This is a genomic window from Phytopseudomonas daroniae (genome assembly GCF_004327285.1).
Lineage (GTDB): Bacteria > Pseudomonadota > Gammaproteobacteria > Pseudomonadales > Pseudomonadaceae > Aquipseudomonas > Aquipseudomonas daroniae.
The window spans coordinates 126,240-146,844 of record NZ_QJUI01000014.1 but is presented as its reverse complement, the minus strand read 5'-3'; the positions used below and the strand labels follow the sequence as shown (position 1 = coordinate 146,844).

At 60.0% G+C, this 20,605-nt stretch carries 19 protein-coding genes and 2 pseudogenes; 6 read left to right on the top strand and 15 right to left on the bottom strand.

Annotated elements, in window-relative coordinates:
• Nucleotides 1–41: 41 nt before the first annotated feature.
• Entirely contained in the window at nt 42–716 is a 675-nt protein-coding gene (locus DNK06_RS17025; protein ID WP_131181181.1) for a class I SAM-dependent methyltransferase, read from the bottom strand.
• A gap of 236 nt (nt 717–952) precedes the next feature.
• On the opposite strand from DNK06_RS17025, the pseudogene DNK06_RS25345 reads away from it, so the two are divergent.
• Nucleotides 953–1,072, top strand: a pseudogene (locus DNK06_RS25345) (integrase); the annotation flags it as partial.
• A gap of 65 nt (nt 1,073–1,137) precedes the next feature.
• On the opposite strand, the gene DNK06_RS17015 reads toward DNK06_RS25345, so the two are convergent.
• From DNK06_RS17015 to DNK06_RS17005, 3 genes are all read right to left on the bottom strand, one after another.
• Nucleotides 1,138–2,343, bottom strand: coding sequence for an arabinose transporter (locus tag DNK06_RS17015; protein ID WP_207389996.1), 1,206 nt, complete (start codon nt 2,341–2,343; stop codon nt 1,138–1,140).
• Nucleotides 2,344–2,411: 68 nt separating this feature from the next.
• Nucleotides 2,412–2,603: an NAD-dependent epimerase/dehydratase family protein gene (locus tag DNK06_RS17010; RefSeq protein WP_131181179.1), complete on the bottom strand. Its 192-nt coding sequence runs from the start codon at nt 2,601–2,603 to the stop codon at nt 2,412–2,414.
• A 27-nt stretch (nt 2,604–2,630) separates the two neighbouring features.
• A complete protein-coding gene (locus DNK06_RS17005) occupies nt 2,631–3,290 on the bottom strand; it encodes an O-methyltransferase (protein ID WP_131181178.1) in 660 nt (219 codons plus the stop codon).
• A 480-nt stretch (nt 3,291–3,770) separates the two neighbouring features.
• Here DNK06_RS17005 and DNK06_RS17000 point away from each other — a divergent pair, with 480 nt between their 5' ends.
• Nucleotides 3,771–4,403, top strand: coding sequence for a TetR/AcrR family transcriptional regulator (locus tag DNK06_RS17000; protein WP_131181177.1), 633 nt, complete (start codon nt 3,771–3,773; stop codon nt 4,401–4,403).
• Nucleotides 4,404–4,613: 210 nt separating this feature from the next.
• Here DNK06_RS17000 and leuA read toward each other — a convergent pair whose 3' ends face one another.
• Entirely contained in the window at nt 4,614–6,290 is a 1,677-nt protein-coding gene (gene leuA / locus DNK06_RS16995; RefSeq protein WP_131181176.1) for a 2-isopropylmalate synthase, read from the bottom strand.
• Between the two features lie 322 nt (nt 6,291–6,612).
• The gene (locus DNK06_RS16990) at nt 6,613–7,863 is read right to left on the bottom strand and encodes a mechanosensitive ion channel family protein (protein WP_131181175.1); all 1,251 of its coding nucleotides are present in this window, start codon (nt 7,861–7,863) and stop codon (nt 6,613–6,615) included.
• Nucleotides 7,864–8,015: 152 nt separating this feature from the next.
• Between DNK06_RS16990 and DNK06_RS16985 the strand changes: the two genes are divergently transcribed.
• A complete protein-coding gene (locus DNK06_RS16985; protein ID WP_131181174.1) occupies nt 8,016–8,423 on the top strand; it encodes a DUF6491 family protein in 408 nt (135 codons plus the stop codon).
• Between the two features lie 122 nt (nt 8,424–8,545).
• Here the strand turns inward: DNK06_RS16985 and DNK06_RS16980 are convergent, their stop codons facing one another.
• The 5 genes from DNK06_RS16980 to DNK06_RS16960 all read right to left on the bottom strand — a co-directional run bounded on the left by DNK06_RS16980 (nt 8,546) and on the right by DNK06_RS16960 (nt 13,632).
• On the bottom strand, nt 8,546–8,848 hold the full coding sequence (locus tag DNK06_RS16980) for a chaperone modulator CbpM (RefSeq protein WP_131181173.1): 303 nt from the start codon (nt 8,846–8,848) through the stop codon (nt 8,546–8,548).
• Entirely contained in the window at nt 8,845–9,786 is a 942-nt protein-coding gene (gene cbpA / locus DNK06_RS16975) for a curved DNA-binding protein (RefSeq protein ID WP_131181172.1), read from the bottom strand. Before cbpA ends, DNK06_RS16980 begins: the two co-directional genes overlap by 4 nt.
• A 105-nt stretch (nt 9,787–9,891) precedes the next feature.
• Nucleotides 9,892–10,713: a peptidoglycan DD-metalloendopeptidase family protein gene (locus DNK06_RS16970; RefSeq protein ID WP_131181171.1), complete on the bottom strand. Its 822-nt coding sequence runs from the start codon at nt 10,711–10,713 to the stop codon at nt 9,892–9,894.
• 192 nt (nt 10,714–10,905) lie between these two features.
• Complete coding sequence (xseA, locus tag DNK06_RS16965; RefSeq protein WP_131181170.1) at nt 10,906–12,285, bottom strand: exodeoxyribonuclease VII large subunit; 1,380 nt, start codon at nt 12,283–12,285, stop codon at nt 10,906–10,908.
• Nucleotides 12,286–12,723: 438 nt separating this feature from the next.
• Nucleotides 12,724–13,632, bottom strand: a complete 909-nt coding sequence (locus DNK06_RS16960) for a LysR family transcriptional regulator (RefSeq protein WP_131181169.1) — start codon at nt 13,630–13,632, stop codon at nt 12,724–12,726.
• Nucleotides 13,633–13,810: 178 nt separating this feature from the next.
• Between DNK06_RS16960 and DNK06_RS16955 the strand changes: the two genes are divergently transcribed.
• Complete coding sequence (locus tag DNK06_RS16955; RefSeq protein ID WP_242674692.1) at nt 13,811–14,839, top strand: SDR family oxidoreductase; 1,029 nt, start codon at nt 13,811–13,813, stop codon at nt 14,837–14,839.
• 22 nt (nt 14,840–14,861) lie between these two features.
• A complete protein-coding gene (locus DNK06_RS16950; RefSeq protein WP_131181167.1) occupies nt 14,862–16,199 on the top strand; it encodes an NTP/NDP exchange transporter in 1,338 nt (445 codons plus the stop codon).
• Between the two features lie 256 nt (nt 16,200–16,455).
• On the opposite strand, the gene DNK06_RS16945 is transcribed toward DNK06_RS16950, so the two are convergent.
• From DNK06_RS16945 to DNK06_RS16930, 4 genes are all read right to left on the bottom strand, one after another.
• Complete coding sequence (locus DNK06_RS16945) at nt 16,456–16,893, bottom strand: hypothetical protein (protein ID WP_131181166.1); 438 nt, start codon at nt 16,891–16,893, stop codon at nt 16,456–16,458.
• Nucleotides 16,894–17,087: 194 nt separating this feature from the next.
• Nucleotides 17,088–17,348 (bottom strand): bacteriocin immunity protein, encoded by a 261-nt coding sequence (locus DNK06_RS16940; RefSeq protein WP_131181165.1) that lies wholly within the window; start codon nt 17,346–17,348, stop codon nt 17,088–17,090.
• A 3-nt stretch (nt 17,349–17,351) separates the two neighbouring features.
• Entirely contained in the window at nt 17,352–18,677 is a 1,326-nt protein-coding gene (locus DNK06_RS16935; RefSeq protein WP_242674682.1) for an S-type pyocin domain-containing protein, read from the bottom strand.
• 351 nt (nt 18,678–19,028) lie between these two features.
• Nucleotides 19,029–19,469 (bottom strand): hypothetical protein, encoded by a 441-nt coding sequence (locus DNK06_RS16930; RefSeq protein WP_131181164.1) that lies wholly within the window; start codon nt 19,467–19,469, stop codon nt 19,029–19,031.
• A 161-nt stretch (nt 19,470–19,630) separates the two neighbouring features.
• On the opposite strand from DNK06_RS16930, the pseudogene DNK06_RS16920 reads away from it, so the two are divergent.
• Nucleotides 19,631–20,572 (top strand): annotated as a pseudogene (locus DNK06_RS16920) (integron integrase).
• The last annotated feature ends 33 nt before the right edge of the window (nt 20,573–20,605 follow it).

The following is a 20,605-nucleotide window of genomic DNA, read 5'->3' as shown; positions in this document are numbered from 1 at the left end:
ACACGCGATAAGGGTTGGCTCATTGCATGCCAATGCCGCATTCACGTTTTATAAGCCACCCAACCCTTGAATGTGAACGCGCAGTAGAACATCTCGACCTGCCCGAATCCCGCCTCACGGAGCAGATCCACATCCTGTTCCGGTGAGAGCGCAGGAAGCCGGTTCCTGATCGAGGCAACACTGCTTTGCGCAGGTTCCTTGAGCCCTCCGGCAGCGTTCGCGAACGCCATGTAGCGCGAAAGCCATTTGTCCTTATCACTGCCTTCGTTGGGGAAACTGTGGTGAGCAACGACGAGTGGGGCACCGGGTTTCAGCCGCTGGTGGATGGCCTGCAGTGTCTCGAGACGTTCGGCTTGCGGTAGAAAATGTAGGGTCAGCAGGCAGGTTGCGGCATCGAAAGGCCCCACAGGAGCCGTGTCGATATAGCCTTCGTGCAAGCGTACGCGCGACGCGAGCGGGCCAAGGATCTTGTCAGCCAATTGCAGCATTTCTGCAGACGGATCCACTCCGTCGAAACGCCAGTCCGGCTGCCGCTCGGCAAAGGCCTTCAACTCCAGCCCCCCACCAGCGCCGAGAACCAGGATACGTGCGTCAGTAGGTGCGTATTCGGCCAGCAATATGCTCGCCATTGCATGCAGATCGTGCAGGCCGGGTACGATCTTCGCCGTTCTTTCGGCATAGGTGGATACGAGCGTTGAATCGGAAAACGGATTCATTGGATGGCTCCATCTGACGTGTCATGGCGCTATGAAATTGCCTTGGTGCGGAGGCATGTCGGGCTTCCCGATCATCTGTCGCGAAGTACGCATAATCAGAGAAACGCTGGTTCTGACTCTTATGTAACTTACGATGTTTCATTTGAGGGCGAACGTCAAGTCTCGGCTGCACTGTCGATGATGCCGCGCACCTTTCAATTTCATGATGACTTCAACACTGGCTCCAGGCGTAGGCCGTCGAGTTGCGCGATACCCTGGTGCCCGGTTTCCTTTGCAAAATTACACCTGCCGAGCGCAAGGTGTTCATGTCCCAGTATCGCGCCAACGCGGGCGAACGCCGCACGCCTGTGTCTGGGAGTTGACCGTCGAACAGGCTCGGCGCGTGATCCAGTAACTGGCTTGTCGAGGATGGAAAGTAATTTCATGGCGCTCTCCCGTTGTCAGCCTGTCCTGTCGTTGCCGGCCTATCGGAAAGCAGTCGGAAGGCGATGACCAGTGCCAACGCGACGGTGATGGCTCCCGCCAGATAGACCGAGGCAACCCCCTGTGCACTGGCCAATGCGCCGGCCAGTGGGCTCGTGATGCCCAGCGCGATGTCCAGGAACGCCACATAAGCACCCATCGCCAGGCTGCGGGTCTGCGGCGGCGCGCGGCGCACGGCTTCCACGCCAAAGCCAGGAAAGGCGAGCGAGTATCCGAATCCAGTCAGCGCCGCACCCAGGTAAGCGATAGATGCTGTATCGCTGCCCCAGATGAACAACTGCCCGACCGCCTCGATGGCGACACTCACCAGCGCCACCTTCGCGCCCCCCAATTTGTCCGGCAGATGGCCGAAGAAAAGGCGTGCGCCAATGAAGGCCAATCCGAAGGCAGTGAATGCCAGCGATGAGTCACCCCACTGCTTGGCCGCAAACAATAGGGCAATGAAGGCCGTGATCAGGCCGAAACCCACGCTGGACAGCGCCAGTCCCATCCCAGGCCAGAACACCGCGCCCAGCACCTTGTAGAACGGTGTTCTACGGGTTGCCGAAGGCGCGACTGCGCGCACGCCCGACGCCAAGGCCGCAGCCAGAACAGGCAGCGCCATCACGGACACCGCAATGCCGATAAAGCCCCACCGAGCGTTTATCGCGACACCGAGGGGGGCACCCAGTGCATAGGCGGCATAAATCGCAATGCCGACCCAAGCCATTACCTTGCCCGCGTTCTGCGGCCCGACCAATCCGAGGGACCAGCCCAGCGCTCCGGTGACAATGAGGCTTTCGCCCAGAGCCAGCAGGATGCGGCCCAGTACCACGATCCATACCGACGTGGCCGGTGCCGCCGCGAAGGCCAGTGAGGCCAGATAGGCCAAGCCAGAACCGGCTGTAAACAGGCAGCCGATGATCACCGCGCGCTTGGCGCCGCGCAGGTCAGCAAGATTGCCCGCCCACGGGCGGGACAGTAGAGCCACGACGAACTGCAAGCCGATGACCAGGCCGATCACCAGCGTGCCCACGCCGAGGGTTTCGTGCAGGTGCAGCGGCAGTACCGGCATCTGCAACCCGATGGTGAGAAAGGCGATGAAGACCGCCAGCGTAATGGGCAGCAACGTCACGAAGACATTGGCACTGGAAGATGATGTCATCGCCGGAGTCGGCGAAGGTCGAGTTTGTTTTGGGGACATGGGATTACCTGGAAAGCCAATATTGCGGGTCAGCCGACGCAGTAGCCGGGCTGATCCAGATCGATGAGCGTGGCATGGACGATCTTCGCGCCCGTCGCAGTGAGCGAGTCCGCCTTGGCGGTGGAGCGGGCCAAGCCCGTGACCTGGTGGCCGGCAGCGAGCAAATATTCGACCACGGCAGAGCCGACCCAACCCGTGGCACCCGTGACAAATACGTGCATTGCGAAATCTCCTGTTTGGATGTCGATTCAGGCCAGCCGGATCGACAGTTCCACGTCCTCGCCGAACGGTACGGACAGGTAGCCGTTTTCCGGGGAGCGCACACGCGCCAGGTACTCCGGGCTGTAGTCGGCGTTGTCGGCAACGATCAGAGCGCCGGGCCGCAGGCGGTTTTCGAGCAGATCGAGAATTTCGCAATAGATCGACTTGGCGCCATCGAGCAGTAGCAGGTCGATGGACTCGGGAAGGCCGGTGGCCAGCGTTTTCAGGGCATCGCCTTCGCGGATTTCGACCAGGTCGTCCACTCTGCCTTCGACAAGATGCTGGCGAGCTTTGGCGACCTTCGATGGCTCGAACTCGCTACCGATCAGGCGACCGCCGCCGTTGTCGCGCAGCGCCGCCGCCAGGTACAGGGTCGAGAGTCCGAACGAGGTGCCGAACTCGACGATGTTGTGCGCGTTCGTGCTGCGTGCCAGTTGGTACAGCAGCACCCCGGTCTCGCGCGAAACGGGCAGCCACAAGTCCTTGGCGCGGCTATAGAAGTCGAGGTATTCGGTCTTGCTGCTCATCAGGAGCTCGCGTTCCTCGCGGGAGATGCCAGCCAGTGCAGGACTGGTCGCCTGCTCGGCTTGCTTGAACAGGCGATCCAGCAAGGGCGCCAGCGGTGCGTTGGTCAGTGTTGAGGTCATGGAGTTGTCCTATCCAGGTTGGGGGGGGAGGAAGGGCTTTGGGGGTGAGCCACCTGAAATGCGATTAATAATTCGCATTAGGGAAATAATATGACGAACCCTTCAGGTTAGAAATTCGCATTGGAGTTCGCGTTTTCTTCCATCCCGAACCGAGGTGCGAATCACTGGGTATCCCCTGAAAACACGGTGGTTGAGATGATCAAGTCGTGTCCACCGAGACCGGAGAGATGCCGAAGACTCAGGTTTTTCGTCAGGAAATCGGGGGCTTCATTGCAACGCATGATGGGGACGCGCCTTGAGAGGGGCGCCCCCAGGGAGGTATCAGGGAGCCGCCAGTGTGCGTGTGCTCCGGCGACCACAACGGCCGTTCAAGGATTGAGGCGATGATCCATGCTGCGCTACTATGCGAATAATTAATCGCATTTAAGGATGCGGTAACCCGATCGGATTTCCGTGCACCGAGACTTGCGCCACACCACCATGACCACTCGCAGCCGTCCGCAGATATCCTCGCGCAAGCAACCCCAGCAGGCGCGTTCGACCGAACTGGTCACAGCCATCTTGGAGGCCGCCGCCCAGATTCTGGCCCAGGAAGGCGTCACCCGATTCACCACGGCGCGCGTCGCCGAGAAGGCCGGCGTCAGCGTCGGGTCGATCTATCAGTATTTTCCCAACAAGGCATCGATCCTGTTCCGTCTTCAGGTCGATGAGTGGATGCAGACGGCCAAGATGCTGCGAAACATCCTCGAAGATGCCGGTACGCCGCACTTGGAGCGCCTGCGTACCCTCGTGCATGCCTTCCTTCGCTCCGAGTGCGAAGAAGCCGAGCTTCGCGGTGCGCTCAATGATGCGGCTCCGCTCTATCGCGACAGCCCGGAGGCGCGCCAGGCCCGGGCCGAAGGCGATCAGATGATCGATGCCTTCATGATGGAAGCCTTGCCGAAGGCGTCCGCTGCATCCCGCGATCTGGCGGGCGATCTCATTTTCACGACGCTCAGCAGCGTGGGTAACAGCTTTTCCCAAACTCGGCGAACCAAGGCCGAAATCAAAGCCTATGCCGATGCGATGGCCAACATGTTCTGTGCCTACCTTCAGGCGCTTCGACAAGATTGACGGTTGTAGCCTTGATGGCAGCCGAAGTGCCAGACGCAAGCGACGCTAGACGGTCAATGCTTCAACCGAGATTGGCTTGCCACTAACGAGCGAAATCACGTTCACCTTCGCGGTTCAGTGTCTGGAGGAGCGTGTCTTGCCTGCGATTCATAGATTGCAGAAACGACAAAGGGACGCCGCGGCGTCCCTTTGTCGGTTACAGGCTGACCGTCAGGCTGCCTGGGTTTTCCCGTCGGCCTGGCGAACGGCGCGGTTGAGGGCGCTGAACAGGGCGCGGAAGCTCGCGGTGGTGATGTTCTCGTCGATACCGATGCCGTGCAGCGGGCGTTGGCCGTCGAGACGGATCTCGATGTAGCAGGCCGCTTTGGCGTTGGCGCCACCGCCAATCGCGTGCTCGTGGTAATCCATGATTTCCACCGGTAACGGTACGCTCGACACCAGGGCTTCCAGCGCTCCCTTGCCTGCGCCGGTCCAGCGCTGCACTGTGCCGTCCACCTGCACTTGCACCTCGACGTTGCTGTCGCCGTTCTCTTCCTGCAGGCGGTGGCCTTTCAGCTCATAAGGCGCCTTGGCTTGCAGGTATTCGCGTTCGAGCAGGCCATGAATCTGCCCGGCAGTCATTTCCAGGCCCAGGCGATCGGTCTCGCCCTGAACGACCTGGCTGAACTCGATCTGCATGCGACGCGGCAGGTTGATGCCGTATTCCTGTTCGAGCAGGAAGGTGATGCCGCCCTTGCCGGACTGACTGTTGACGCGGATCACCGCCTCGTAATCGCGGCCGATATCGGCCGGATCGATCGGCAGGTACGGCACTTCCCACACCTGGCCTTCCTTCTGCTGGGCGAAGCCCTTGCGGATGGCGTCCTGGTGAGAGCCCGAGAACGCGGTGTGCACCAGATCACCGACATAAGGGTGACGCGGGTGCACCGGCAACTGGTTGCATTCCTCGACCACCTTGCGCACGGTGTCGATGTCGGAGAAGTTCAGCTGCGGGTCGACGCCCTGGGTGTAGAGGTTCAGCGCCAGGGTTACCAGGCAGACGTTGCCGGTACGCTCGCCGTTACCGAACAGGCAGCCTTCGACGCGATCCGCGCCGGCCATCACCGCCAGCTCCGAGGCTGCAACGCCAGTGCCGCGGTCGTTGTGGGTGTGCACGCTGATCAGCACGCTGTCGCGCTTGTCGATATGACGGCCGAACCATTCGATCTGGTCGGCATAGTTGTTCGGCGTAGCGCACTCGATGGTGGCGGGCAGGTTGAGGATCAGTTTGTTCGCCTGAGTCGGCTGGAACACCTCGATCACCGCATTGCACACCTCGACGGCGAAGTCGATTTCGGTGGAGCTGAACACTTCAGGCGAATATTCGAAGCCCCACGCGGTTTCCGGTGCGGCATCGGCCAGGCGCCTGATGGTGGTGCCGGCGGCCACGGCGATGGCTTTGACGCCGGCCTTGTCCTGGTTGAAGACGATCTTGCGGAAGCTCGGCGCACAGGCGTTGTAGTAGTGAACGATGGCTTTCTTGGCGCCCTTGAGCGATTCGAAGGTGCGCTCGATGAGATCGTCACGGGCCTGGGTCAGCACCTGAATGGTGACGTCGTCGGGAATGTGGCCGCCTTCGATCAGTTCGCGCACGAAGTCGAAATCGGTCTGCGAGGCGGACGGGAAGCCCACTTCGATTTCCTTCAGGCCCACGTCCACCAGACACTTGAAGAAGCGCATCTTCTTCTCGGCATCCATCGGCTCGATCAGCGACTGGTTGCCGTCACGCAGGTCGGTGGACAGCCAGATCGGCGCCTGGTCGATGATCTTGTCCGGCCAGGTGCGATCCGGAATCTGAATCTGAGTGAACGGACGGTACTTCTGCGACGGGTCTTTGAGCATGCTCATTGAAAAATCCTGAGGGCGAGGGCCTGCGGTGGCCGTACTGAAAACAAAAGATGAAGAAGGGGATGAGGACGTTCGATTCAGCCACGCAGTCGCTGAGCGACCAGGCAGAGATTGGCGTGTTGCCGGAGAAGGATGAGGGTTTGCGAGACGTTCATGTGGCTAACCCTACCCAGTGAGGGGAAAGCTGGCAAGCCTGCCTGAAAAATTGGTGAAAACCACCAATGATGAATCATTGGTGGTTTTTTATTGCGGTATTTTCGTTATTTAAGTCGCTGTATTGCGATGGAAGACCTGGCATCCCGGCACGCCCGGTTTCTGCCATTCAGCTCCCGGTGTGCAGGGTCGGACGCAGTTCGCGCATATCGGCACCGCTCGGGTGCTGGAACACCCGCAGGCCGAATTCCGGGAGGATCGCCAGCAGGTGATCGAAGATATCCGACTGATAGCCCTCGTACGGCACCCAGGCCACGGTGTTGGTGAAGCAGTACAGCTCCAGCGGCAGGCCGTCGGCGGTGGGCTGCAGCTGGCGGACGATCTGCGTCATGTTCTGGTTGATGCCCGGATGCTGGCGCAGGTAGTGCTCCACGTAGGCACGGAAGGTGCCGAGGTTGGTCACCCGGCGCGTGTTGGCCGGTTCCTGGGCGGCCTCGGCCAGTTCGGCGTTCCAACTGAGCAATTCGCTCTGCTTGTTGCTCAGGTATTGGCCGAGTAGCAGGAAGCGCTGCAGGTGGGCGATTTCGTCCGGGCTGAGAAAACGCACGCTGGTTTGATCCAGGTAGATGGCACGTTTGATCCGGCGACCACCGGACTCCTGCATGCCTCGCCAGTTCTTGAACGGGTCGCTGATGAAGCGTTTGGTCGGGATGGTGGTGATGGTCTTGTCCCAGTTCTGCACCTTGACGGTGTGCAGGGCGATATCGATCACGTCGCCATCGGCATTCAGTTGCGGCATCTCGATCCAGTCGCCGACGCGGACGATATCGCTGGAAGAAATCTGCACGCTGGCCACCAACGACAGCAGGGTGTCCTGGAAGATCAACATCAGTACCGCGGCCATGGCGCCGAGGCCGGAGAGCAGGATCAGCGGCGAGCGGTCGATCAGCGCGGCGACCATGAGAATCGCCGCGAGCACATAGATGACGATGGTGACGACCTGGACATAGCCCTTGATCGGCTTCAGATGGGCATTGGGACGGCGCTGGTAGAGCGTGTTGATCAGGTTCAGCGCACCGCCGATGGCCAAGGCGATGGTGAGGATGATGAACGCGCTGCAGACGTTGTCCACCACCGTGACCACCGCAGCTGGCAAATGCGGAACCACCTTGATACCGCTGGCCAGGATCAGCGCCGGAACGATATTGGCCAGGCGCTTGACTACATGGGCATCGGCCAGCACCTTGTCCTGGCCGATGCTGGTCGATCTCAGTGCACGGTACAGGCCACGCACCAGGATGCGTTTGACGATCCAGTTGGCGATCCAGGCGCCGAGGATCAGCAGGCTCAGGCTGATCAGCGTATGCAGTTCGGGGTAATTCTGTAGCCACTCCAATGTGGCTTGGTATTGCTCTTTCATCGCGTTCCTCGCTTGTTTCATGGCAGCTTGCCGCGCAGGCCAGAGTGCGGCAGGCGCGTACGATAGCAAACGCAGCCTGCCGATGATCGTATGCGAACCATTGGTTACATTCGGGTCTGTATAGAGAATCGCTTCGCTGGAGAGGCAGGAAGATGAAAAGGTTTGAATACGCCGCCGTACTGTTCGCCGGACTGGCGCTGGCCGCCTGCTCACAATCACCCGTGCGCGACGAGAGCCTGCCGTTGCCGGAGCGCCTGGCCAAACTGGGGTACCGCGAGGGCGAGCCGGTGGACTCCATCCAGAGTTACCGGATCGACGGCTGGCAGTACCTGGACAAGACTCACATCATTCTCGACGACGGCCCCGGGCGTGCCCATCTGGTGACCTTTTCCCGGCCCTGCCGCAACCTGAGCTTCAGCAATAACCTGGGCTTCAGCACCACCGTGGGCTCGCTGACGCGTCTGGATCGCATCGTCTCGCGCGACGGCAGCGGCTTTCCCGAGCATTGTCTGATCGGCGAACTGCATCGCCTGGAGAAGGTGCCCAAGCCGGGCAAGTGATGCCGGGTGTGCACCGTGAAGAACGCCCCCGCGCGGCAGCGCGGAGGCGCAATGGGGGAGCGGGACGCGCGGCAGGGCGAAGTCCCGTTGCTCGTAGGTGCACAGCGATCGAGCGGCTGTTTTCAGTCGGTAAAGCGCTCGAGCCGGCGCCGCAATCGCTGGTTTTCCGCACGCAACGTCTTCACTTCGGCGAGCAGATCCAGGGCCAGGGCGATCGCCGCCCAGTCCAGCTCCAGTTCGCGGCGCAGGCGGGCGGCATGCCGCAGCACACTCAGTGCCTCGCTGTCGAAGCGCCAGTGGCGCGGCTCGGGCCCCTGGGGCTCGACGATGCCGTGTTCGACCAGTTCGATCAGGGTCTCCACGGAAAGGTGAGTGGCCTGGCAGCATTCTTCCAGGCTCAACTGTACGATCAGGACGTCGTTCATGCGCGTTTGCTCCAGTCGGCCCGTGGATCGAAGGAATCGGCGTCGGCCAGCTGTTTCCACAGCGCCTGGGTGGTCGCATCGGCCGATTTCGGCATGACCACCTTGAGCACCGCGTAGAGATCGCCGGTGGCCTGTTTCTCCGGCAGGCCCTTGCCCTTGAGGCGCAAGCGCTGCCCGGTCTGGCTATTGGCCGGGATGCTCAGGTTGAGACGCCCGCCCAGCGTGGGGATTTCCACCTTGGCACCGAGCGCTGCTTCCCAGGGCGCCAGCGGTACGGTGAGCAGCAGATCCCGGCCTTCGACATCGAACAACGGATGCGGCACCAGGCGTACCTGCAGGTACAGGTCGCCGTTCGCCGCACCGCCAAGGCCCGGAGTGCCTTGCCCCTTGAGGCGGATCCGCTCGCCGTTGGCGACACCGGCGGGAATCCTGACGTTCAGGCTCTTGTCCTGGCTGCCGACACGCCGGCCGAATTCATCGTATTCGGGGAGCGTGTAGCGGATGCTCTTGTTCTGCTCGCCGAGGATCTCCTCGAGGAACAGCGGCAGTTCCATTTCCACATCCTGGCCCCGCTGCGCCTGGCGCGCGCCGCCGCCCTGGCGCCGGGCGCCGAACAGGGATTCGAAGAAGTCGGAGAAGTCGCCGTCGAAGTGTTCGCCAGCGCCCCCCGGATTGCCGCGAGGCTGCCAGCCTGGCGGCGCTTCGAAGGGCTGGCCGCTTTGCCCGTAGCGTTTCAACTGGTCGTACTCGGCCCGCTTCTCCGGGCTGCGCAGTACCTCGTAGGCTTCGGCCACTTCCTTGAATTTGTCTTCGGCGTCGCTTTCCTTGCTGACATCGGGATGGTACTGGCGCGCCAGTTTGCGATAGGCCGTCTTGATGGCTTTCTCGTCGGCATCCTCGGCAACACCGAGTACGGCGTAGTAGTCCTTGAAATCCATTGCATGCTCCCGCTGCTATTGATGCCGCTCTTCACCTCGAACCGGGTGGGCACGACATATCGACCAGTCTAGAACGCATGAGTTGAGTCTGTATTAGTCAAGGCATCAGGGCTTGAACTGGCCGATGAAGATCGCCGGGTCGACCCGCGCATCGTTGAGGCTTACGTTCCAGTGCAGGTGCGGCCCAGTGGCGCGGCCGGTGGCGCCGACCTTGCCGAGTACGCCACCACGTGGCAGCTCGTCGCCGACCTTCACGCCGATCTCGGACAGGTGGCAGAACATGCTGATCAGCCCCTGGCCGTGGTCGACGAAAACGGTCTTGCCGTTGAAGAAATAATCGCCCACCAGGATCACCTTGCCAGCCGCAGGGGCCTTGATCGGCGTGCCACGGTTGGCGGCGAAATCCAGCCCGGAGTGCGGGTTGCGTTCCTCGCCATTGAAGAAACGGCGCAGGCCGAAGGGGCTCGACAGCGGGCCGTTGACCGGTTTGTCGAACAGCAGGTTGCTCGGCTGGCGGGGGCTGAACTGCTGGTAGGCGCGGGTCTGCTCGGCCAGTTCCCGCTCGATGCGCTTGAGGTTGGCGGCGTTGGGATTGACCTGTTGCTGGTTCTTGATGGTGATGCGCTGCTCGACGTATGTCTTGCTGCCCACCTGGAAACTCAAACGCTGGCCGGCCGACTCGATCTGCTGGGTGCCGGGTTTCACGCTCAGGGGAATGCCGACGATGGCGATCCAGCGTTGTTGGTCTTCGTGGATCACCAATACCGGTTTGCCCTGGTAGGTTGCGCTGGGTGCGTTGGCCGAGACACCGAGGTCGACCACGGCAACGCCGCCAGGTACCGGTTTGTTCAGCAGGCGGCTGATGAATCCTTCGGCATGGGCGGGCAGAGCGAGGCAGAGAGTAATCAGCAACAGCAGGGGGCGCATTGATTTTCCTTTTTATCGAGACTTAGAAATTAGAAAAACACTGTCAGGGCGAGGGTGGGCATTTTGCGAAACCACGGTACGGCTACCAATTGCCGGCAAGGGCAAGGCGCCCCCCGGCTCCTACGGGGTCGTGTGAGTTCTCTGCATCGTGTAGGAACCCGCTTGCGGGCGATGCGAGGGTGATCATGTTCCTCAGTCCAGCAGCGAAAGCGTGACAGGCGCGACGTGATTGTCTTCGACGCGTACGTCCAGTTCGCCTTCACCCAGGCGTGCCTTGAGGCGTTGCCCCGGTTGGGTGGCGGCGGCACTGCGAATGGCCCGGCCACGGTCGTCGAGCAGGATGCTGTAGCCACGCCCGAGGGTCGCCAGAGGGCTGACCACGTGCAGCGTCTGCATCTGGCTCTGCAACAGCAGGCGACGCGCCTTGAGGCCTTCCTTCATGGCCCTTGGCAGACGCTCGGCGAGGCTGTCGAGGCGCTGGCGCAGCAGCTTCAGGTGACGACCCGGATGCTGTCCGGCCAGGCGCGCCTGCAACTGCGCGAGCTTGTGGGCGCGCTGATTGACCTGCTGCGCATACGCGCGGCGCAGGCGCATGTCGAGATCGTCGAGGCGCTGGGCCTGCTGACGCAGCCGCTCGCCGGGGTGGCGCATGCGCCGGGTGAGGCCGTCGAGACGCATGCGCTCGCGAGCCAGACGGCTATTGATAGCCAGAGTAAGGCGGCGCTGCAACACCGTGACCCGCTGCGCCAGATCATCGCTATGGGGCGCCAGCAGTTCGGCGGCGGCTGACGGCGTAGGGGCGCGCACGTCCGCGACGAAATCGCTGATCGACACATCGGTTTCATGGCCGACCGCGCTGACGATGGGTGTGACGCAGGCATCCACGGCGCGTGCGACGGCCTCTTCGTTGAAACACCAGAGGTCTTCCAGCGAACCGCCGCCGCGGGCGAGGATCAGCGCATCGAAGCCCTGGGCGTCGGCCAGTTTCAGGGCACGGACGATCTGCGCCGTGGCCTCGCGACCCTGCACGGCGGTGGGGATCAGGCTCAGTTCGACCTGCGGAGCACGGCGGCGAAACACACTGATGATGTCGCGGATCACCGCGCCGGTGGGCGAGCTGATGATGCCGATGCGCCGCGGGTGAGCGGGCAGGGGGCTCTTGCGTTCGGCCGCGAACAGGCCTTCGGCGCCGAGCTTCTCCTTCAAGGCCTCGAAGGCCAGGCGCAGGGCGCCATCGCCAGCTGGCTCCACGGAGTCGAGAATCAACTGGTAGTCGCCACGGCCCTCGAACAGCGAGACCTTGCCGCGCACCTTGACCGCCAGGCCGTCACGCAGTGCCTGACGTACCCGCGCGGCGTTCTGCCGGAACAGGGCGCAACGCACCTGGGCCTGGCTGTCCTTGAGGGTGAAATAGACATGCCCGGAGGCAGGGCGCGCGAGGTTGGAAATCTCGCCTTCGACCCAGATGCCGCCGAAGACATCTTCGAGCAGTAGGCGAGCGCGGTTGTTGAGCTGGCTGACGCTGAGCACCTCGCGGTCGAGGTTCAGGCGTTGGAACGGGTCTTTGATCATGGACGGCATGATAAGCCGAGGCGCGGGTGGCTGAAACCGTGCGTCATGAAATGAAGCAGATACGCTCTACGACGCCGCTGCAGCTGCCGCCAGCAGGCCAGTGCGCGGTGATCCGTTTGCCGGCCGATGGGGTGGGGGATCGGGGGCGCGTAATCGTCGTGTTATGCACCCAAGCATGCTTATCCAAAACTGGCTGGAAAACGCTTCGTCTGCTCACCGCTGTGTGGAGGAGCCAGACTGTATGGGCGAACGCAGCCCGCAGGATGGGTTAGGCGCTACCGAGTAGCTGAGCATCGACCGGTTAGTGGCTGCGCTGTAACCCATCATCGTCGCAACGCCGAATATCGTCTGATGGGTTACACGGTGCTCCAAGAAAGGAGGTCTCCGTATCTACCCTGCAAGGCGCCGCTCATCTGCGCGGCTCGACCCATTCTACGTCTACGATGCCGTAGCCTGGGTTTCAGCCTTGAGAAAATCCACGAATGCCCTGAGCGGCGAAGGCACGTGCCGGCGGTCGTTGTAATACAGGTAAGGGCCATCGAATGCCTGCCACCAGTCTTCCAATACCGGCAACAGCGCTCCCTGGTCAATCAGTGGCCTGAGATATTCCTCGAAGGTGTAGACGATCCCCACGCCTTCGACCGCAGCTTGCATTTTCAGATCGGTAGAGGACGTGATGAGCGGCCCCTGCGGCGGAACGCGCACGATGGCGCCGTCTTTTTCGAACTCCCACACACCCAGCTTGCCGCTCTCGAAACGATGACCGATCAAGCGATGGTTGAGCAGGTCGCGGGGATGCAGCGGCGTGCCGTTTTTCTCCAGATAACCGGACGATGCCACTGCCACGAAGCGCTGTCGACGAGGGCCGATGGGCACCGCGATCATGTCCTTGGCGACACTTTCCTCGTAGCGTACCCCTGCGTCGTAGCCGGCAGCGATGACATCGATGAAGGTGTTGTCCATAGCCACTTCGACACTCACTCCGGGATAGCGCTCGAGGAAAGTGGGGATCAGGTGAGGCAGTACGAAGCGCGCGACTGGAACCGGTACGTTGAGGCGCAGGGTGCCAACCGGGCGTAGCGCATTGTCATCGAGGTCGTCGAAGGCCGCGCCTATTTCCTCGAGGGCAGGGCGCAGCCGTTCCAGCAGGCGAGCGCCTACTTCCGTCGGAAACACGCTGCGGGTCGTGCGGTTGAGCAGCCTGATGCCCAGGTCGCTTTCCAGTCGGCGTACGCAATCGCTGATGGATGAGGCGGACATGCCACGCTTCTGCGCCGCCACCCGGAAGCCGCCGGCCTCCACGACCGCTGCAAACAGTGCGACATCCGTCAGGTTGGGCTGGCGCATGGCCGTGCTCCGAGGAGGAAAAGTGGATTGTACGACTGGGCGTACATAGCGTCCATTTCAATGCGGCTTATCGGCGGTAATCCAAGGGTGAACAATGCCTCACGTCGGCGTACCGCTTTGCAGCGGTTCGTCAGGTCACTACCCGTGTGAGGATCCAACAATGATTAATACCCTACCGATGCAACCCATACCTGCCACCCGCGCGGCGTGGCGCAATGCGTTGGCTACGCTTGGCCTGGCATTGAGCTGCGTGCTCGAAGCCGGAAGCGCCGTGGCGCAAAGCCTGCCCAAGCCGGACTGGAGCCTGACGGATATGCCTTCGCAGAGTGGGCGTATCTTCCTGGTCACCGGCGGCACCAGCGGCATGGGCTATGAAGATGCCAAGGCCCTGGCGGCGGCCGGCGCCGAGGTGGTGATTGCCGCACGCAATCCAGAGCGCGGCAAGGAAGCCATTGCCCGCATCAAACAGGAAGTTCGTGGTGCCCAAGTGCAGTTCGAGGCGGTCGATCTGGCCGACCTGGCATCGGTCAAGGCGTTGGGCGAACGCCTCAATGCGACCTTGCCGCGCCTCGATGGCCTGATCAATAACGCAGCCGTGATGGCGCCGCCAGAGCGAGCCACTTCAGCAGATGGCTTCGAGCTGCAGCTGGCCACCAACTATCTTGGGCACTTCGCGCTGACCGGCCATGTGCTGCCGCTGTTGCGCAAGAGCGACTCCCCTCGAGTGGTCACGCTGGCCAGCATCGCGGTCGCGCGCGGCAGCATCAACTTCGCGGATCTGCAATCCGAGCAGGCCTACAACCCTTATGCATCCTATGCCCAGTCCAAGCTGGCCGGCCTGATGTGGGCCTTCGAGCTGCAACGCCGCAGCGAGGCGCAAGGTTGGGGGATCCAGAGCATTGCCGCGCACCCCGGTGTTGCCGTGACCGAGCTGATCGAGCGCGGCCCAGGGCTGGACAGCGACTTCGGACGTAACTGGGCCAAAGATCGCGAACGCTACCACTCCGCTGCCCAGGGGGCATTGCCGACCCTGTACGCAGCCACTGCTCCCGACGCGCAGGGCGGTGCCTACTACGGGCCGATCGGCGAGGAAGAAAAGCGCGGGCCGCTGGGGCTGGCCAGCGTGCCTGCCGCGGCGCAGGACGCAGCGGCAGCGGCTCGCCTGTGGACGGTTGCCGAGCAGTTGACCGGTGTCAGCTACCCCTGAGCCTCGCGGCAGGAGCGTCATCATGCTGTCAGCAACCCTGGTGCGGCGCCTCGGCGTCGCCATCAACGCCGAACGCCACGAGCTGAGTCCCGCGCTTGCGGGGTTCGCCCTGTTTTTCTGCCTGTTCTCCGGCTATTTCATGTTACGGCCCATTCGCGAGTCGATGGGCATCATGGCCGGTATCGAGAACCTGCAATGGCTGTTCACCGCCACCTTCGTGGTCATGCTGGTGGCCGTGCCGTTGTTCGCCTGGCTCAGCTCGCGGGTGCCACGTATTCACTTCGTCGACTGGGTCTACGGGTTCTTCTGCCTGAACCTGTTGGCATTCGCCGGGCTGTTTCAGCTCAGCGATGAAAACGTCTGGCTGGCGCGAGTGTTCTACGTGTGGATCTCGGTCTACAACCTGTTCGTGGTCTCGGTGGCCTGGAGCCTGATGGCCGATGTGTTCGACGGGCGTCAGGCCAAGCGGCTGTTCGCGTTCATCGCCGCCGGCGCCAGTGTCGGCGGCCTGGTCGGACCGGCGATGAGTGCGCTGCTGGTCGGGATGGTCGGCCAGTCCGGGCTGATGCTGTTGGCGGCTGTGCTACTGGGCATCGCCCTGGCGCTCAAGGCACCGCTGATGCGCTGGCGAGAAGTCGGTGGCGCCGGCAGACCGGGCGCCGCACCGACGGAGAGCACCCGCAAGCCCGTGACAGGCAACCCGTTCAGCGGCCTGACTCGGGTCATGCAATCCCCTTACCTGTTGGCGATAGCCGGGTTCGTCGTGCTGCTCGCGACCGTGACGACCTTTCTGTACTTCGAGCAGGCACGCCTGGTGGCCGAGCGCTTTCCTGATCGCGAGTCGCAGATCAGGGTATTCGGCATCATCGACGTGATCGTGCAGGCCGGCGCCTTGCTGTCGCAGTTGTTCATCACCGGACGTATCGCGCAGAAGATGGGCGTGCGCATGCTGCTGGCGATCGTGCCGGTGCTGGTCTGCGTGGGCTTTATCGGTCTCGCCCTGGCACCGACGTTCGCCATGCTGGCGGCGCTGATGATCGTCAGACGCATTGGTGAGTACGCCTTTGTCAGGCCTGGACGGGAAATGCTCTTCGCGCCGCTGGACGCCGAGAGCAAATACAAGGCGAAGGGCTTTATCGACACGGTCGTCTATCGGGCCGGCGATGCGATCAGCGGCTGGGTGAAGAGTGGTCTGGACATGCTCGGCCAGGGCGCGGTGCTGGTGGCGCTGACAGGAGCCGTCTGCGCATTGGTCTGGGGAGCACTCGGCTGGTACCTGGGTAGGCAGGCCGACGAGCTGAGCAAGCGCGCGACACCTGGAGTGAAAGAGGGCTCCGAGGTGGCGCTTGCCGGGAGGTAGAGTCGCTACGCTATGCGTGGGTAGGCATAAGCGGCCTGTCGTAGGGTGGACGACGCTTCACCTACGCGGCCCGACCCGTCCACCGCTCTACCATCGCAATGGTGGACAAAAAGAGCGTTGTCCACCCTACGTTTGCTCCCGCCACCTTCCTGCCTCTCACCGGCCAGCTCCTGTACCCGATTGCAAAATCGGATGCCTGCATTTTGGGCTTGTAGGATGGGTGAAACCCATCAATTGCCAATGGGTTTTACCCATCCTACGACTGGGCACTAACGCCTTCTTCTTGCCTCTCACAATGTCTGGCACCCGATCTTGAGCGAGTAGGGTCGATAACGCCGTTTCCATCCACCATTGCGATACTCGCTTTCGAAAACCCTTGTCTGGCTTGCGGTGTTTGAAACAAGGGCGGACAAGCTTCGCGTTGTCCACACACATCCGGGCTACTTGTTTTTGGGTGTACTCGTTTTTTTCTACGCAATTCTCTTTTTGTGCCTTCAAGGTGTTCGACGACTGCCAAACAGACGGCTTTGTATAGAATTTTTTTTGGCACAAGATAATTATCAAATGCGAGGGCTCCAATTTTGTGAAGCGAAGAGTCGTCAAGCTGCATGAGCTTTTCAGCCGCTTCAGGTTCGCCATACGCAATAAGCTGAGGGGCTATGTCGACGGGTCGAAAGGTGACTTTGGATTCCATGGCTTTGTATTTGCCTAACGTTTGGTTAAGGGGCGGGCTTTAGCCCGTCCCAGTGAGCGTAGCGAGCGATTTGAACCAGTTGTTAGGCCTGTCTGGCCCAATACGGTAGTCGCTGCAACGCAGGAGTATTTCAAAGTCACCAAATAAAAAAGGCCATCAAAGACGGCCCTTTTAATTTGCATGCCTCCAACTGCTTAGAAACGAGGCTTGAAGCTTGGAAGACCATTTGCTTCGCGCCATTTCTTTACAGTTTCAGTGATGCCTTCGTTTGAGTTGTCTGCACCAGCTTCCGGATAATATATCAAGTCAGTGCCGTCAGGGTGCTCTGTAAGCAGCCTGAATTGCTCAAGCAGTTCGCCCAGTACTTCGTCAGATGCGCTCTTGTTCGCAGCACGAATCTCTTGAAGAAATTGAATGAACTGCGCTTCGGTGTAGTCAGAAATGCTCTTTTTCATGGACTATTTCCGGTGAATATCTATGTGATTTCGAGGGGTGTTTGCACGAAGATTATCTACATTATATACAGCACCACCGTCAGCAATTCGCTCAACGTGATGCAGTTCGAATGTACCTCTTTTCCCTACAGCATCTTTATCACGAGTAGCAGGTGCGTAGCCTGACTGTATGCGCTCCAAGTTGTCTTGATTGAATTGACGGCTTAACTCAGGATCGTTCCCAACCTCAATCCAAAATGCCTTTCTGAATGCATCGAAACTCGAAAATTCACGCCCCCTGAGCTTATCGGCAATCTTCGTCGGGATCGGTGCTCCCAGACCTGACCTAGCATGATCGAGCCAAACGCCTACTACATCCTGTCCAACACCACTAACCACGCCCGGCCCATTGCGTACGTTCAGCGAAAGATAGATCGGCAGGATGCCGGTCTCCACGGGGAACCAGATGATCGCGTCCCGGTAATCTGGTGGTAGCTCTGGGTTGACCAGGATCTGTTCCGCTTGCCGGACTTCAGGGAAAACGAAGTGGGTCGGTTTGTGTTCCACACCTTCCAGCGCTGGAATCCCCAGCACCTTGTTAGGCTCGGCTGCCGGTGTCCAGATCAGCTCAATCCCTTCTCCTAAGTCTGCGACAAACTGCTCACCACGTGCGATAGCGGCAATCACCGGGACGCCCTTCCAGGCAGGGTTGTTGCCCGTGTAGAAGCCATAGGTGCTAACGACTCCATCGGGCAGATATTTGACATTGATCCTCACGCCGGTATTGGCTGTGCTCAGGTCAGCGTACTGCTCAGCTGTGTAGAACACGTCATCGCCAGCCGTGGAATTTGGGAGCAGCATGGCCACGGTGCCAACTATCCCACCGGCAACCACCCCTGCGCCGACAGTCAGCTCAGCCAAGCCAAGCGACAACGCCCCCTGGCCTAGTCTTGAGGCAACAGCTAGGCTCGACGCAGAGTTGCCAATCAGTTTTAGGGACGTGCCACCTGAAGCTATCGCCTCGCCGGTTCCAAGTACCGCAAACGTGCCGTAGCTACTCAGCGGGTCGAGAGGGGCCTTGTCGGCGTGGCAGGTATGGCCAGCAGGTATGTTGCATGATTTAGCGAAGATGAAGTCTGTACGGGGCGGCGGTGGCTGATTCTGTTTGCGCTGCCGCTCTTCGTACTCCCTGTACCGCTTGTCTTCCAGATCGCGGCGTCTAGCAGCCTCTTCATCTGACTTGCGATGAGCAGCATCCTGTACGCGGATTTCGTCGTCGGTCATGTCTTTAAAGTAGCTATAGCTGCCGACCCCGCTGTGACCCTGCACCCATTTCTGAGGTCTTTTCATGCGCGTCCTTGTCTGTGCGGGATGCACCCTCGTCCTTGATTTTTCGGAACTATAAGTACCAATTTTTTGGCGCAAAGAAATGATCAGATCGACAAATTCAGAAAAGAAAAAGCTGGCGCCGCCAAGCTGGAAGGTGAGCGCGGTAAGTTATTTGTGACGTTGCCCGGCATAAACCAACTCCTTTTGATAATGCTAATAACTAGGGGGCTTATTGGTGATGTGGTGTTGCGGGTAACCAACCGAGGAGGAATTTCCGGAGGCTGCCTAACGTTTGGTTAAGGGGCGGGCTTTAGCCAGCCCCAGTGAGCGAAGCGAACGGTTTGAACCAGTTGTTAGACTAAAGAGCTCAGACTATATGGGTGGCTTGTTTTCAAGTGCCTTAAGATCTTCAACTGAATAAAGAAAGCCGCTGATCTTGCCTTGTTGATAACTTGACTCTTGGCAGTAGCTGTAACTGCTTCTTGAATCAGTGTCTTCATCAAGAGTCGCTTTCACATTATGCTTGGAATTAAAAATCAATTTCGTGTAGTGGTCGATAACATTCTGCTCTGGATCCGCTTTTATAATCTCTTCTATCCGGCCGTTCCACATGCTCATATATGTATATTTAAAGCCATCTTCAAAGGTGCTAAAGTCACATGCGCTAGTGATGTCGTCTTGTTTGATTTTAACGCTTTTGACATATCCTGAAGCGTCACCAATCTCTACTTCTTTTACATTTATGTGTGATTGTCCAGCGCATCCTGCTAGAGAGGATGCAATAAAAAAAGCATAAATTATTGGTTTGAGCATTTAGATTTTCTCTCCTTGATTAGGCCTAACTATAAATAGACACCAAGTGGTGCATAACTCCCCGGACGGGCGTGGTGTATAACATTCCTTGTTCCTCTCGCTATCCGTGTCTAGGCTGAGGCTTTCAGCGTTCCGATGATCGTATAAGGGAGTTATACACCATGGATGGACAGCCTCGATTGCTCGACCAAGTGCGGGAGCAAATTCGCTTGAGACACTACTCGATTCGCACCGAGCGTGTCTATTGCGAGTGGGTCAAGCGCTTTATCCGGTTTCATCGTTATTGTCACCCGCTGAAATGGGGGGGCGCCGAGGCCGAGGCGTTTCTGTCTGATCTAGCCTGTACGAGGTAACGTGTCTGCCAGTACGCAAAACCAGGCGCTTTCAGCGCTTTTATTTCTGTGCAAGCAGGTTCTCAAGCTGGAGTTGCCATGGCTGGGCGAGGTCGTGCGGGCCAAGAAGCCTTCACGTTTGCCCGTCGTGCTGTCCACGCAAGAGGTGCAGCAGATACTGGCTCAACTGCAGGATGAAATATGGCTGATGGCAAGTCTGCTCTATGGTTCTGGCATGCGGCTTATGGAAGTAGTGCGCTTGCGTGTGAAAGATATGGATTTTGGTCGCAAGGAGATATTGATTTGCGATGGCAAGGGTATGAAGGACATGGTGACCGTCTTGCCGCTACGGCTGGTTGCTCCCTCGACGCGGCATCTTCAGTTAGTAAGGGCTACGCACAATGCTGAGGTCAGCGCAGGGCGCGGCGATGTTTATCTGCCCGACGCGCTGGCGCGCAAATATCCCAAAGCGTCTTGGGAGTGGGCTTGGCAATATGTGTTTCCAGTGGGTTCGCTGTCGATTGACCCGCGTAGCGGCAAGGCACGTCGCCATCATTCCGATGAGAAGCGTATCCAGCGTCACTTCAAGCAGGCAGTCCGGGCCGCAGGAATCGAGAAACTGGCGACGCCACACACCTATTGGAGAGCGGTCAGGATATTCGCACTGTTCAGGAGTTGCTCGGCCATGCGGACGTGAAGACCACCATGATCTATACCCATGAGCTGAATCGAGGCGGATTGGGTGTACTGAGCCCTCTGGATCGAGGCTAGTCAGCCTCAATCCTATTCATCAGGTTGCGACGC

Coding starts and splice junctions, on each gene's coding strand:
- DNK06_RS17025 (WP_131181181.1), bottom strand. CDS start 716: ATGAATCCGTTTTCCGATTCAACGCTCGTATCCACCTATGCCGAAAGA.
- DNK06_RS17015 (WP_207389996.1), bottom strand. CDS start 2,343: ATGACATCATCTTCCAGTGCCAATGTCTTCGTGACGTTGCTGCCCATT.
- DNK06_RS17010 (WP_131181179.1), bottom strand. CDS start 2,603: ATGCACGTATTTGTCACGGGTGCCACGGGTTGGGTCGGCTCTGCCGTG.
- DNK06_RS17005 (WP_131181178.1), bottom strand. CDS start 3,290: ATGACCTCAACACTGACCAACGCACCGCTGGCGCCCTTGCTGGATCGC.
- DNK06_RS17000 (WP_131181177.1), top strand. CDS start 3,771: ATGACCACTCGCAGCCGTCCGCAGATATCCTCGCGCAAGCAACCCCAG.
- leuA (WP_131181176.1), bottom strand. CDS start 6,290: ATGAGCATGCTCAAAGACCCGTCGCAGAAGTACCGTCCGTTCACTCAG.
- DNK06_RS16990 (WP_131181175.1), bottom strand. CDS start 7,863: ATGAAAGAGCAATACCAAGCCACATTGGAGTGGCTACAGAATTACCCC.
- DNK06_RS16985 (WP_131181174.1), top strand. CDS start 8,016: ATGAAAAGGTTTGAATACGCCGCCGTACTGTTCGCCGGACTGGCGCTG.
- DNK06_RS16980 (WP_131181173.1), bottom strand. CDS start 8,848: ATGAACGACGTCCTGATCGTACAGTTGAGCCTGGAAGAATGCTGCCAG.
- cbpA (WP_131181172.1), bottom strand. CDS start 9,786: ATGGATTTCAAGGACTACTACGCCGTACTCGGTGTTGCCGAGGATGCC.
- DNK06_RS16970 (WP_131181171.1), bottom strand. CDS start 10,713: ATGCGCCCCCTGCTGTTGCTGATTACTCTCTGCCTCGCTCTGCCCGCC.
- xseA (WP_131181170.1), bottom strand. CDS start 12,285: ATGATCAAAGACCCGTTCCAACGCCTGAACCTCGACCGCGAGGTGCTC.
- DNK06_RS16960 (WP_131181169.1), bottom strand. CDS start 13,632: ATGCGCCAGCCCAACCTGACGGATGTCGCACTGTTTGCAGCGGTCGTG.
- DNK06_RS16955 (WP_242674692.1), top strand. CDS start 13,811: ATGCAACCCATACCTGCCACCCGCGCGGCGTGGCGCAATGCGTTGGCT.
- DNK06_RS16950 (WP_131181167.1), top strand. CDS start 14,862: ATGCTGTCAGCAACCCTGGTGCGGCGCCTCGGCGTCGCCATCAACGCC.
- DNK06_RS16945 (WP_131181166.1), bottom strand. CDS start 16,893: ATGGAATCCAAAGTCACCTTTCGACCCGTCGACATAGCCCCTCAGCTT.
- DNK06_RS16940 (WP_131181165.1), bottom strand. CDS start 17,348: ATGAAAAAGAGCATTTCTGACTACACCGAAGCGCAGTTCATTCAATTT.
- DNK06_RS16935 (WP_242674682.1), bottom strand. CDS start 18,677: ATGAAAAGACCTCAGAAATGGGTGCAGGGTCACAGCGGGGTCGGCAGC.
- DNK06_RS16930 (WP_131181164.1), bottom strand. CDS start 19,469: ATGCTCAAACCAATAATTTATGCTTTTTTTATTGCATCCTCTCTAGCA.